Genomic DNA, 12,415 nt, shown 5'->3' on the forward strand with positions numbered 1-12,415 from the left:
GTGAGCGTGACCGAGATCCTCTTCACGCCCCTGCTGAAGGCCGATCCGGGGCGTCCGCTGATCACGCACTACGACGACGCGGCGGGCACGCGGGTCGAGCTGTCGCGCGCGACCGTGAAGAACTGGGCCGCGAAGACGGCGAACTGGCTGCGCGACGAGCACGACGTCGAACCGGGTGACCCGGTGGCGGTGCTGCTGCCCGCACACTGGCAGACCGTGGGCCTGCTGCTCGGCGCCTGGTGGTGCGGGGCCCGCGTGGTCGGCGCCGGCGCTGACGCGAAGGTGGCCGTGGTGCCGCCCGTTGGCACGGCGGACGCGGACGTCGTGGCGGTGGCCTCGTTGCACCCCATGGGGTTGGGCTCCGGCGCGCCGGTGGACTACGCCGACGACGTGCGCGTGCACGGCGACGACTTCATGCCGTGGGAACCGGTCGCGGGTTCGACGCTCGCACTAGCCGAGTCCACTGTGGATGAAGTGGTCGCTCAGGCCCGAGAACTCGGCGCGAAGCTCGGCCCCGAGCCGCGCGTGCTGTCCACTCTGGAGTGGAACTCGACTTCCGCTGTGCTGGAAGGCTTTCTGGCCGTGCTCGCGGCCGGTGGTTCCCTGGTGCAGGTGACCAGTCCCGACGCGGGCCTGCTGGCCGCGCGCCGGGACAGCGAGAAGGTCACACAGCTGCTGGGTTGAGCACCTTGTTGTTCTTGAACAGCACGCGGTCCAGCGAGTAGGCACCACCGTTGAAGCCGAGCGCGAGGGACGCCGCGCCGAGCACGATCACCAGCTCGGCGCCACCCTCGCCGAGCAGGCCGTTCGGCAGGTGGACGAGGAGCCACGCGCCGAGCATGTCGGCGGCGAGCAGCACGCCGACGACCGGCAGCGCCACCCCGGCGATCAGCGCGAGGCCACCGGCGAGCTCGACGGACGCGGCGAACCACGCGGAGAGCGTCGGCAGCGGCACGCCCATCTTGTCGAACGATCCGGCGGTGCCGGCCATGCCGAACTCGGTGAACTTCTGCCAGCCGTGCGCGATGAACACGATGCCGACGGCGATCCGCCCGATGAGTGCGGCGATGTCCTTGACCATGACGTTTGCTCCCCGATCCTGTCGTTCAGCTGCAGGTCGTTCAACCTCGAACCAAAACTAGTGCAGGTTTGAACAACCTCATGATTTCGACAGGAAGCCAACAGCGAGTCCTTAGGTTCGCAGGTCTGGTAGAAGAGCAAGGACGAGTTTCTGGGGGTCAGATGGGTCAGTACGCCTATTTCGCGCTCGTGGGGCAGTGGGACACGGTGGAGAACCCGTTCACCGTCGTGCGCACGGGCGGCGAGCACGACGAGGTCTTCTCCACGAACCTGCGGTGGGAGCGGACCGGCCTGCTGCACCGCGACGACCCCATGCGCGGGTACGACGACGTCGTGCCGATCAAGGAGAAGGACGCCAGGCGCTTCGAGGAGACCCAGGCGAAGCGGGTCCAGGACGAGGACCGCGACTGGAGGAACCGCTCGTACTTCGCGATCGTGGGCCGTTCGAACACGGTGGACGATCCGCACACGGTGGTGCGCCAGGGCGGCGAGTACGACGAGCACTTCGGCGGCAGGCTGACGTGGGTGCGGACGGATCTGATCCACCGCATCGACTCCGGGCGCGAGTACTACGACGCCGTCCCGATCAGCGCGGAGGACGGCAAGCGCTTCGAGGAGACCCGGGCGAGGCGGGTCGAGCGGGCACTGCGCGGGCAGGCGGAGTCCTGACCCGTCACAGCTGACGCAGTTGCACAGGCCTCCGCCGCGTCGGCACAGCAGGCCCGGTGCATCATTTCCTGAGCTGCAGGCCGACGCCGTCCGCATTCTTGAGAGTCATGGTGTTGCCTTCGATCTCGAAGGTGACCTTGCGCAGGCCGAGCGTGTCGAGGATGGCGCTCTCCACCTTCATCTTGTCCTCCGCGCACATCATCGCGGTCACGACCAGTTCGCCGAACGCGATCGTCTGACCGTCCACTTCGTACTCGTCGGCGCCCGTGACCTTCGTCGAGCCGCTGTTGCAGCCGCCCCGCACGTAGATGAAGCCCTCCTTGAATGAGACCGTGCCCGTCACGCCTTCCGGTGCGGACGAGACGACGTCCTTGTCGATGAGGCCCTCGACGGTCCAGGTGCCTTCCAGGGTGGCGGGTTGTTCCTGCGCCAGCACGATCTCCGCGTCCGGTCCGGTGAGCACGAGGCTGGTGCCGTCGAGCTTCCAGGCCGGTGTCGCGGTGAGCAGCTTGGCCAGCCACTCGTCCTGCTCCTGCGAGCCAGGGGTGGTGCAGGCCATGTCCGTGGTGCTGAGGTCGGTGACCGCGAGCTTGCCGTCGTCGAGCTTCACCTGGCCCTGCATCTGGTTGCACCCGGCAGTGGCCACGAGCCTGTCGTCGATGAACCGCAGCTCGATCTTCGTTCCCTCGACGAGGGCGCGCGGCCTGCCCTGTTCGGTGACGGACGTGGACGTGAACACCTTGCCCTGCACGCCGTTCCCTCCTGCCGATCCGCTGCCGCATCCGGTGGCCATCAGCGCGACGGCGACGACGAGAACTCGGAAGCCCATGTGCGGCCCTACTTCTTGAGCTTCAGGCCCGCGCCCGACGCGTTCGTCAGGCTCAGCGTGGACCGGTTGATCTCGTGGGTGGCCTGGTCGTTCTCGAACGTCGCGCGCACGGCGTTCTCCACCTCGTCGACCGGGCCGCACGACTTGAGGGTGCTGGTCCCGAGCTTGGTCTTGATCGTCTGGCCGTCCAGCCGGTAGGGCTGCTCGGCGCCGTTCATGTTGCAGCCGGTGTCCACCGTCATGGTGCCGCCCTTGAAGGAGATCGTGACCTTCACGCCGGCCGGCACCGACGAGACGGCGTCCTGCGTGGTGATGCCGTCGACGGTCCAGGTGCCCTCCAGGGTGGCGGGTTGTTCGGTCGCGAGGACGATCTCCGAGCTCGATCCGGTGACGACGAGGTTCGTGCCGTCGAGCTTCCAGTTCGGCGTCGCGCCGAGCAGCTTCGACAACCACTCGTCCTGTTGGTGCAGCTCGGGTTTGGGGCAGCCCATCGCGGTCATGCTGAGGTCGGTGACGGAGATCTTGCCGTCGTCGAGCCGTACCGGGGCCTGCATCTGGTTGCAGCCCGCGGAGGCCATGAGCCGGCCGTCGTCGGTGAATCTCAGCTCCACCCTCGTGCCTTCGACCATGGCGCGCGGCTTGCCCTGTTCGGAGACGGAGGACGAGACGTACACCTTGCCCTGCAGGTCGGCTCCCCGGCCTGCGGAGGGGCTGCCGCAGCCCGTCGCGACGGCCAGCACCAGGACTGCGAGGGCGATTCGGTTGCTCATGCGCTTAGGACGGAACGTCGTGGTGTTGTGGTTGCCCGAAGGCCGGACGCGGGGTCTCCGCGTCCGGCCGACGGAGGATTCGACGTCACGGGGACAGCGACTCGGCGAAGTCGTAGAGACTCTTGATGTCGTTGTCGAAGTACGGCCCGTCCATCTGGCTCGCGTCCGCGTGCCGGTGACTGACCACGCTGTTGATGTAGCCCAGCCCGTTCTGGTCGTTGTACTCCTGCAGCCACGGACCGCCGGACGACCCGCCGGTCATGTTGCACCAGGCCCGCACCTGCTGGCCGTGGCCGTTCCAGGTCGTGCCCTGGCAGAAGTACTGCAGCTCACCGGTGAACGGCGCACCCGCGGGGTAACCGAGGATCGTGACGAACACCGAGTAGCCCCAGTTCCAGCGCAACCCGTTGCCACCCACGACGTTGGCGATCGAGTTGCCGCCGAGGGTCTGCATGATGACGATGCCCATGTCCTCGTCACTGTTGCTGGAGTTGATCCAGGCGGTGCGGGACGTGAGCTGGTAGGCACTCCACGTGCCGAACGGGCGCGCGCCGTTCCGGTAGCGAGGCACGAACACCCAGTTGGTCATCCACTGGCCGCCGGCACCGCCGTGCACGCAGTGCCCCGCCGTCTGGACCAGCTTTCGCTTGGCACTGCTCACCGTCGCGCCCGAGCAGACGTAGTTCAGGCCGTTGGCGGGGTTGGTGAAGAACACCTTGCCGACCGTCGCCGACTCGTTGAGCATCGTCCCGATGCCCTGCGCCTGCTCGGTCTTGACCTTCACCGCAGGTGCGACCCCGTCGATGCTGCCCGCACGACCCGAGGGCTGGCGTGGGGAAGCGGCCTGAACGGTGGCAGGTGCCTGTGCCGGGATCGCGGCGGCCATGCGCTCCGGGGTCCAGTACGCCTCGGCTGCGGCGGCCGACTGGATCTTGTTGTCGGAGGTTCTGGCCAGGCTGGCAGCGCTGCCGTTCGGTGCCGCCTGCGCGGTCGGCACCAACACGGAAACAGCCAGCACAAATCCAAACGCTAACGAAACAGTTCTTTTCGCTCTCATTCGAAATACCCCATTAAACGAGGTTAACTTGCGGCTTTTCGAACGTAGCGAGGCCTCTGACCTGGTGTCCACCCGTTTCTTGAAGTTGCTCTGTTCGGCCCCGCCCGCATTCCATGCCCTTTAGAAAGAGGTCCGTACGGCCTATTTCTTTGCCAAATGTGCCGGATCGGAAAGCGCTATCCAGCAAGTCGATCTTGAACTGGGGGTTGACAGGCGCAGCGCCGGTCGCTGTACTTAACCCAGTGGTTAGATAACCAAGTGGTTAGGTACGAGATGGACCAGCTGAGTGCCACCTTCGCCGCACTGGCGGACCCGACCCGCCGGGCGATCCTCGCGCGGCTCACCGAGGGCCCGGCAACGGTGAAGGAGCTCTCCGAGCCGTTCGACATCAGCGGCCCGGCGATCTCCAAACACCTGCGTGTGCTGGAGAAGGCAGGCCTGATCACGCGCGGCAGGGAGGCCCAGTGGCGCCCCTGCCAGCTCGACGCGACACCTCTCCAGGAGGTCACCGTGTGGGCCGAGAACTACCGCCGCTTCTGGGATGCGAGCTACGAGCGCCTGGACGCACTCTTGACCGAGATGAAGGAGAACGAGAAATGACCACGGTGAAGTTCGGCACGACTGTCACCCTCCCGTCCGACACCGAGATCGCGATGTCGCGCACGTTCGACGCCCCGGCCTCGTTGGTGTGGAAGGCTTTCACCACGCCCGAACTGCTGCGCCGCTGGCTGCTCGGCCCCGACGGCTGGGAGATGCCGATCTGCGAGGTCGACCTGCGCGTGGGCGGCAAGTGGCGTTACGGCTGGGCGCAGCCGGACGGCTCCGCGGCGTTCGAGATGTACGGCGAGTACACCGAGGTCACGCCTCACTCGCGAATCGTCAACACGGAGATCTTCGAGGACAACCCGCCGGCGGTTACGACCGTGGAGTTCGTCGAGGAGGACGGGCACACGACGATGACCACCACGATGCGGCTGGTGTCGCAGGAGGCCCGGGACGCGGTGCTGGCCACCGGGATGTCTGATGGGGCTGGGCGTTCGTACGAGCGACTGGGCGAGGTTCTGGCCTCACTGTCGTGATTCCAGCTCAGGCCGCCTCACACGAGGCGGCCTGAGCAGTCGTTATTCGATCGCTCGATGCGCTTCTCGTTCCGGGATTCGATCCGGGGCCTTCCGGGGCGTACTGTCCGGCGGTCATGACGACCCAAACGGTCAGGATCTTCCTCAGCTGGTGCCACCGCGACAGGTCCGCCGTCGAGGCACTCCTGCACGACCTGCGGCCGACGCTGCGGCTCTTCACCGACCTGAAGGTCGAGTGGTGGCAGGACTCCCACCTGATGTGCGGCGAGGAGTTCACCCCCGCGATCCGCGACCGCATCGACGAGGCCGACTTCGGCCTGCTGCTGATCACTCCGCACTACCTGGCGAGTGAGTTCATCCGCGAGCACGAGCTGCCGCGGTTCTCGGGAGCAGCGGCGGATCGTGCTCCCCTCCCGGTGAAGCTGTCTCCGCTGCCCCCGTTTGGCCCGGCCTACAACTTCGGCGGCCTGGACAAGCTGAACATGTTCTCCTTGGCCGGCAAGGCTTTCACCGAGGTGAGCCGCAACCGCCACACCGACTTCTCCAACCGTCTCACCGAGGCGATCCGCCTCCGCGCTCTCGGCCAGAACGGGTACGTCTGATGACGACTCCGTTGCGCCCCAACGAGATCACCGACCGGATCAAGACTCTCCGTTCGTCGCTGACGACGATGCAACTGGCCCGCCTCACCGCGATCAGCGACATCGTCGACGAGTCGGGCCGGTTCCAGCTGCGTCAGGCTCTGATCGCCGGGGAGTTCCCGGAGGGCGACGACCGCGCCCAGGACGCGTTCCGAGACTTCCGCAACAAGGTCAATGAAGTGGCTGCTGCGGCCGAGGTCGACCTGATCCTGGAGCTCGAGTCCCGCAAGTCCACCCCAGACCACAGGCACGGCTGGTTCGCGGGCAACCCGGTGGAGAAGAGCCTGGTCGCCTACTCCGAGGGCAAGGCGACCGTCACCGACATCGTCCGGCCCATCGCACCCGAGGTCAGGGAACTGGGCGAACCTCGCCCACTGCGGCTCTACGTGAGCTTCCACCCGCCGGCCTCGCGTAACGCCGCCACGCTCATCGAGCAGCTGACGACCAGGCTGCGCCTGCTCTCCGGTCCGGAGTGGAGCGTCAGGGACACCAGCTCGGTCGGCCTGGGCGAGGACACCGCACAGACCCACACCCAACTCCTCGACGAGGCCGACGTCTGTGTCTGCCTGATCACCCCCGCGTACATCGATTCGCCGGAACGCGAAGCCGTCCTCTCCAGCTCCCACAAGCTCGCCGCCGTCACGTTCGCAGGCCTGCCGAACTTCCCGGTCGCCCTGAAGCCGTTGCAGCAGCACGAGATAGCCCTGCGTGGCATGCCATGGGAGGAACTGCGCTCACCCTCGGCACGCAAAGTGTTCATCGACGAGGTCATCAGAGAGATCCTGCTGATCGTCCGCAAGCCGCGTGACGGCTTCGGGCACTCCGAACTGGTGCGCTCCCCTCGCCGGGACGACGATCCGATGACGGTTCTCAAAGCCTTCACGGCCGCGAAAGCGCACATCCTGACCGGTGAGGACAGCGCAGTCCTCGTCCCAGCGCGGTTGCGGGAAGCCGCCCTACAGGAGTCATTGCTGGCCAGCGAAGGCGAGAGTCCGACCGGCGTTTCCCTTTCCGCCATCGATCGCCTGACAGAGTGGGCGATGTCGGAAGAGCCCAACGCACCAAGGCTGTGCGCGTTGCTGGGCGATGTGGGCATGGGCAAGACCACGACAGCAAAGCTGTTCACGACCCATCTTCTGGTGCAACATGAGAAAGATCCGGCCTTACCGTTTCCGATCTTGTTCGATCTGAGGGACGTGCAGGTCAGCAGCCTGTCGGGATCGATGACGCTGGACCGCATCCTCAACGACATGCTCGACGCGACCCGCCCGATAGGCGTGTCTCCCGAGAGATTGAACGCAGACGTCGTTCGCGAACGACTCGAAGACCGCACGGTGATCGTATTCGACGGCCTCGACGAAGTGCTCGTGCACCTCAGCCCGCACAACCGTCAACTGTTCACCCGTCAACTCTGGCGCGCACTCCCCGCCGAGTCGAACGCGCGGATGCTGCTGACCTGCCGCACACAGTACTTCCGCACGATCCGAGACGAAGCCGACTTCTTCCACGGCCACACCAGGCAAGGCCTGCGCAGCGGCGACTACCTCGCGCTGCTGATGTTGCCGTTCACCAACGCGCAGATCCGCGAGTACCTGGAAGGAAACCTCGACCGGGACACCGAATGGGTCGACCGCTTCCTCGACACCATCCGCGCCGTCCACAACCTGACCGAGCTGGCACAGCGCCCGATCACGCTCCGGCTGATCTCCGACCAGGTCGAGTTCATCGAGAACGCGAAACTCGAAGGCACAGAACTCCGCTCGGTCGACATCTACGCCGAGGTGGTCAACCGCTGGATCACGAGGGACGAGGGCAAGCACACGCTGACCGCGGACCACAAACGCCTGCTCATGGAGGAGATCGCAGCGGCGCTCTGGCGTTCGGGCAAGAACGCCTGGGACCCGGCCGAGCTCGACGACTGGTTGCTCGAACTGCTCGACCAGCGACCGGACCTCCGCCGCCACTACCGTCAGCACGTACCCGACCTGTGGACGGCGGACTTCCGCACCGCGACGTTCCTCAAGCGCGAAGGCGACACTTTCGAGTTCGCTCACCGCTCGCTCTTCGAGTACTTCCTGGCGCGCTACCTGTTCAGGCAGCTCAACGAAGGCCACCTCGATCCCCTCGCGATGCCGGTACCCAGCAGGGAGACCGTCGACTTCCTCGGACAGTCCATCGCGGCCGCCCCTGACGCAGCCTGCGCCACCCTCGAACTCATCGGACGCCAGTACCGGCCCCAGGTCTCGGAATTGGCGGTCGCTTACGCCCTTCAGGCCACCCGCGCTGGCTACCCGCACCAGTCGCTGATCGGGGTGAACCTGGTCGGTGCGGCCTTGGCTGGATGGAATTTCACAGGGCTCTCGATGGCAAAAGCGAACATGTGCAGCGCGGATCTGTCGCAAGTGTCCTTCGTCGACGTGAATCTGACCGGCGCCGACTTCACACAAGCTGACGTCAGCAACGCCGAGTTCCACAAATCGTTACTGGCGCAGTCGAAGTGGCAGAGCGCGAACATCAGGGGGGTGATCTTCAGACACTGCGAGATCACCGATGCCGACTTCGACCGATCGAACGCCTACCGAACTCAGTTGCTCTGCTGCACACCGTCGCCGGACCTGCACGCAGACTTCCAGATCGCGCCGTCACCTGAATTCTCAAGTGGACAGCCGCCATCAGGCGCCAAGCTCAACTACTTCTCGGGGCCGTCGGGACCGGTGAACGTCATCACGTGGTCACCTGACCACTTGCGGCTCCTCACCGGGGGCAACGACAACGTTGCTTACGTTTGGGACGTCGCCACCGGCCAACAACTCCACCGCTTGACTGGACATGGCAGCGGCATCAACGCAATTGACTGCTCCCTTGACAACACCCGCATCCTCACCGGCAGCCACGACAACACCATCCGCGTCTGGGACGCCACCACCGGCAAACAACTCCTCCAGCTCACCGGACACCACGGCCACGTGAGATCCGTCGCCTGGTCACCCGACAACACCCGCATCCTCACCGCCGGCGACGACAACACCATCCGCATCTGGGACGCCACCACCGGCAAACAACTCCACAAACTCACCGGACACGACGACGAGATGAACGCAGTCGCCTGGTCACCCGACAACACCCGCATCCTCACCGCCGGCGACGACAACACCGCCCGCGTCTGGGACGCCACCACCGGCAAACAACTCCTCCAGCTCACCGGACACGACGACGAGGTGAGATCCGTCGCCTGGTCACCCGACAACACCCGCATCCTCACCGGCAGCCACGACAACACCATCCGCGTCTGGGACGCCACCACCGGCAAACAACTCCACAAACTCACCGGACACGACGATTGGGTGAGATCCGTCGCCTGGTCACCCGACAACACCCGCATCCTCACCGCCGGCGACGACAACACCATCCGCGTCTGGGACGCCACCACCGGCAAACAACTCCACAAACTGTCCAGTAGTGGTGACGGCGTCAATGCAGCTGTCTACTCTCGCGCTAACGCTCACATCCTCACCGCTGGCGCTGCTCGCTTCTGGCACGCCGTCGCCGGCCAACGGCCCCACCAACTCGCCAAGCACAGCAACTGGATAAACGCGGTCGCCTGGTCACCCGACAACACCCGCATCCTCACCGCCGGTAATGACCACACCATCCGCGTCTGGGACGCCACCACCGGCAAACAACTCCTCCAGCTCACCGGACACGACGATTGGGTGAGATCCGTCGCCTGGTCACCCGACAACACCCGCATCCTCACCGGCAGCCACGGCAACACCATCCGCATCTGGGACGCCACCACCGGCAAACAACTCCACAAACTCACCGGACACGACGACGAGATGAACGCAGTCGCCTGGTCACCCGACAACACCCGCATCCTCACCGCCGATGACGACAACACCATCCGCGTCTGGGACGCCACCACCGGCAAACAACTCCTCCAGCTCACCGGACACCACGGCCACGTGAGATCCGTCGCCTGGTCACCCGACAACACCCGCATCCTCACCGCCGGTCACGACAACACCATCCGCATCTGGGACGCCACCACCGGCAAACAACTCCACAAACTCACCGGACACGACGACGAGATGAACGCAGTCGCCTGGTCACCCGACAACACCCGCATCCTCACCGCCGGCGACGACAACACCGCCCGCGTCTGGGACGCCACCACCGGCAAACAACTCCTCCAGCTCACCGGACACGACGACGAGGTGAGATCCGTCGCCTGGTCACCCGACAACACCCGCATCCTCACCGGCAGCCACGACAACACCGCCCGCGTCTGGGACGCCACCACCGGCAAACAACTCCACAAACTCACCGGACACGACGATTGGGTGAGATCCGTCGCCTGGTCACCCGACAACACCCGCATCCTCACCGGCGGCGACGACGGCACCGCCCGCGTCTGGGACGCCACGACTGGCGAGCCATTGGCCCCCTTCATCGTTTTGCTTCCCGGCAAGGACTTCGCCGTGTTCAACAGGCAGAGGGACAAGGTGATCGAGTGCGGCGCGGATGCGTGGCGGTGGATCGGCTGGAACGTCATCGACGAGCATGGGATCGATCGCCTGCCAGCCGAGACGTTCGGCCCACTTCCAGTCCAACGCGCGCAGCCGAGTGATTCAGGCAAGGACAGTCCACCGTGAACACGCTGTCAGCGTGATCACCTTTGGTGTCAACGGTTCGCTCGGTCGAGGACCACGATCAGGGTTACGTTGGACCTTTGGGGCGTTCCTCTTGGCTGTGGCCATCATGAGCGGTTTCGCGGTGTTGTCGGCTCCTGCCAGCCAGGCCTTCAAGGCAACCCGGTGGCAGGTCACGCTCCCCCGAGGCTGGCACGAAGGCCTGTGGCTACCGCGCGTGAAGGGCTTCGGCATCGAGAGCTCGTGCACGACTGAGGAAACTCGTTCCGCCGCGGTGAAGGCTGCCGTGGACAGCGGCAGCCCGACGCGGATGATGAGCGTGGCTATTGCCTACCCACAGCAACGATCCGACAGGTCGGTCATTCCGGAATCGCCGTGCGTGCTGGGATGCGAAGAGCGCTGTGGACGAGGCTGGCTGCACCTGCGTGGCCGTCTAGCAGGACGAGCGGCTCACAAAGTTCGGCGACGGAGGCCGTGACGCCTGCGAGACTCCCCTGCATAAAGAGAACGGCGTGGGAGACGGTGACTCGGTCCATAGCGGAGTCGCCGTATCGGGTGACGGTGCTGGAGTCTGACCCGGTGCGTGCGGCCGCGCTCGGCATCGCCGTGGACTCGCAGGCTCGGTGCAGTGGTCGCGCACACGGGTGGGCTGGTGGTGGACAGCTGGCGGATGCGGATGTTCGGCAGCGGGTCCGGGGCGGTACACGCGGAGATCGGCGGATTTGCCGTCGCGGACTTCGCGCTTGGGGACCGGTTCGCTCGACGAGTGCTGATCAAGCTCCCTGTAGCTTGGTCGCATCACAGGACCACGCCGGTAAGGAGGTAGCTCGTGACCGGCAACGCCCAGCCTGGGCGGGTTGGCTATCGCGAGATCGCGGACGACCTGCGGCGGCAGATCGACTCCGGCGAGCTGCCTCCTGGCAGCAAAATTCCAGGCGAGAACGACCTCACGAGTCAATACGGTGTCGAGCAGCCGACCGCTCGCCGCGCGCTGGACGTGCTGAAGAACGAAGGCCTGATCGTCGCGAAGCGCGGCTCCGGAACGTTCGTCCGCGAGTTCAGGCCGATCAGGCGCGTGACGCCAGACCGGTTGCAAGCCAGCACGTCGTGGGGATCTGGCCGCCCGATCTGGACCACGGACGTCGGTACACGCCCGCGTACCGAGAGCGTCACCGTTGATGTCGAGTTGCCGCCGGTGTACGTCTCGGCGGTGCTGAACTTGGACGACGGAACCCACGTCGTGACCCGACGGCGGACGTACGTGGTCGACGCCAAGCCGGTGCAGCTGGCGACGTCCTACTATCCGGCGGCACTCGTCGCGGGGTCCGCGATCACCGAGATCGACACTGGTGATGGCGGCGCGTACGCCAGGCTCAAGGAGCTTGGGCACGAACCTGTCAGGTTCCGCGAAGAGCTGCGCTCCCGGATGCCGCGAGACGCCGAGCGCCAGGCCCTCGATCTGACGCAGGGCACGCCGGTGATCTTGATCGTTCGGACGGCTTACACGGCCGATGACCAGGCGGTTGAGGTCAACGAGATGGTCCTCGACTCGGCTGCGTACGTCCTCGAGTACAAGTTCACGTCTCAAGACTGACTTGCGCTTCTATACAGAACTGCGCTTCACTGCGTCGCGAGAGT

Annotated in this window: 11 protein-coding genes; 7 read left to right on the plus strand and 4 right to left on the minus strand. The window is 65.6% G+C overall.

Annotation, left to right across the window (positions count from 1 at the left end):
• A complete protein-coding gene (locus ACSHWB_RS09175; RefSeq protein WP_439661657.1) occupies positions 1–684 on the plus strand; it encodes a TIGR03089 family protein in 684 nt (227 codons plus the stop codon).
• On the opposite strand, the gene ACSHWB_RS09180 is transcribed toward ACSHWB_RS09175, so the two are convergent.
• Positions 665–1,081: a DoxX family protein gene (locus ACSHWB_RS09180; RefSeq protein ID WP_439661658.1), complete on the minus strand. Its 417-nt coding sequence runs from the start codon at positions 1,079–1,081 to the stop codon at positions 665–667. The genes ACSHWB_RS09175 and ACSHWB_RS09180 overlap by 20 nt on opposite strands.
• A gap of 161 nt (positions 1,082–1,242) precedes the next feature.
• On the opposite strand from ACSHWB_RS09180, the gene ACSHWB_RS09185 reads away from it, so the two are divergent.
• A complete protein-coding gene (locus tag ACSHWB_RS09185) occupies positions 1,243–1,749 on the plus strand; it encodes a hypothetical protein (protein ID WP_439661659.1) in 507 nt (168 codons plus the stop codon).
• Positions 1,750–1,810: 61 nt separating this feature from the next.
• Here the strand turns inward: ACSHWB_RS09185 and ACSHWB_RS09190 are convergent, their stop codons facing one another.
• From ACSHWB_RS09190 to ACSHWB_RS09200, 3 genes are all read right to left on the minus strand, one after another.
• The gene (locus tag ACSHWB_RS09190) at positions 1,811–2,578 is read right to left on the minus strand and encodes an META domain-containing protein (protein ID WP_439661660.1); all 768 of its coding nucleotides are present in this window, start codon (positions 2,576–2,578) and stop codon (positions 1,811–1,813) included.
• A gap of 8 nt (positions 2,579–2,586) precedes the next feature.
• Positions 2,587–3,348, minus strand: a complete 762-nt coding sequence (locus ACSHWB_RS09195; RefSeq protein ID WP_439661661.1) for an META domain-containing protein — start codon at positions 3,346–3,348, stop codon at positions 2,587–2,589.
• 85 nt (positions 3,349–3,433) lie between these two features.
• Positions 3,434–4,366, minus strand: coding sequence for a trypsin-like serine peptidase (locus ACSHWB_RS09200; protein WP_439661662.1), 933 nt, complete (start codon positions 4,364–4,366; stop codon positions 3,434–3,436).
• 312 nt (positions 4,367–4,678) lie between these two features.
• Between ACSHWB_RS09200 and ACSHWB_RS09205 the strand changes: the two genes are divergently transcribed.
• The 5 genes from ACSHWB_RS09205 to ACSHWB_RS09225 all read left to right on the plus strand — a co-directional run bounded on the left by ACSHWB_RS09205 (position 4,679) and on the right by ACSHWB_RS09225 (position 12,371).
• Positions 4,679–5,005, plus strand: a complete 327-nt coding sequence (locus tag ACSHWB_RS09205) for an ArsR/SmtB family transcription factor (RefSeq protein WP_439661663.1) — start codon at positions 4,679–4,681, stop codon at positions 5,003–5,005.
• A complete protein-coding gene (locus ACSHWB_RS09210; RefSeq protein WP_439661664.1) occupies positions 5,002–5,484 on the plus strand; it encodes an SRPBCC family protein in 483 nt (160 codons plus the stop codon). The genes ACSHWB_RS09205 and ACSHWB_RS09210 overlap by 4 nt, the downstream gene beginning before the upstream one ends.
• 116 nt (positions 5,485–5,600) lie before the next feature.
• Complete coding sequence (locus ACSHWB_RS09215) at positions 5,601–6,086, plus strand: toll/interleukin-1 receptor domain-containing protein (RefSeq protein ID WP_439661665.1); 486 nt, start codon at positions 5,601–5,603, stop codon at positions 6,084–6,086.
• On the plus strand, positions 6,086–10,780 hold the full coding sequence (locus ACSHWB_RS09220; RefSeq protein WP_439661666.1) for an eIF2A-related protein: 4,695 nt from the start codon (positions 6,086–6,088) through the stop codon (positions 10,778–10,780). Before ACSHWB_RS09215 ends, ACSHWB_RS09220 begins: the two co-directional genes overlap by 1 nt.
• A gap of 826 nt (positions 10,781–11,606) precedes the next feature.
• Positions 11,607–12,371, plus strand: coding sequence for a GntR family transcriptional regulator (locus ACSHWB_RS09225; protein WP_439661667.1), 765 nt, complete (start codon positions 11,607–11,609; stop codon positions 12,369–12,371).
• Positions 12,372–12,415: the final 44 nt, after the last annotated feature.

The sequence above is a fragment of the Lentzea sp. HUAS TT2 genome, from assembly GCF_051853195.1.
Taxonomy (GTDB): domain Bacteria; phylum Actinomycetota; class Actinomycetes; order Mycobacteriales; family Pseudonocardiaceae; genus Lentzea.

Excerpts from the sequence above, each read along its gene's own strand:
- ACSHWB_RS09180 (WP_439661658.1), bottom strand. The coding sequence starts at position 1,081 with ATGGTCAAGGACATCGCCGCACTCATCGGGCGGATCGCCGTCGGCATC.
- ACSHWB_RS09185 (WP_439661659.1), top strand. The coding sequence starts at position 1,243 with ATGGGTCAGTACGCCTATTTCGCGCTCGTGGGGCAGTGGGACACGGTG.
- ACSHWB_RS09190 (WP_439661660.1), bottom strand. The coding sequence starts at position 2,578 with ATGGGCTTCCGAGTTCTCGTCGTCGCCGTCGCGCTGATGGCCACCGGA.
- ACSHWB_RS09195 (WP_439661661.1), bottom strand. The coding sequence starts at position 3,348 with ATGAGCAACCGAATCGCCCTCGCAGTCCTGGTGCTGGCCGTCGCGACG.
- ACSHWB_RS09205 (WP_439661663.1), top strand. The coding sequence starts at position 4,679 with ATGGACCAGCTGAGTGCCACCTTCGCCGCACTGGCGGACCCGACCCGC.
- ACSHWB_RS09210 (WP_439661664.1), top strand. The coding sequence starts at position 5,002 with ATGACCACGGTGAAGTTCGGCACGACTGTCACCCTCCCGTCCGACACC.
- ACSHWB_RS09215 (WP_439661665.1), top strand. The coding sequence starts at position 5,601 with ATGACGACCCAAACGGTCAGGATCTTCCTCAGCTGGTGCCACCGCGAC.
- ACSHWB_RS09220 (WP_439661666.1), top strand. The coding sequence starts at position 6,086 with ATGACGACTCCGTTGCGCCCCAACGAGATCACCGACCGGATCAAGACT.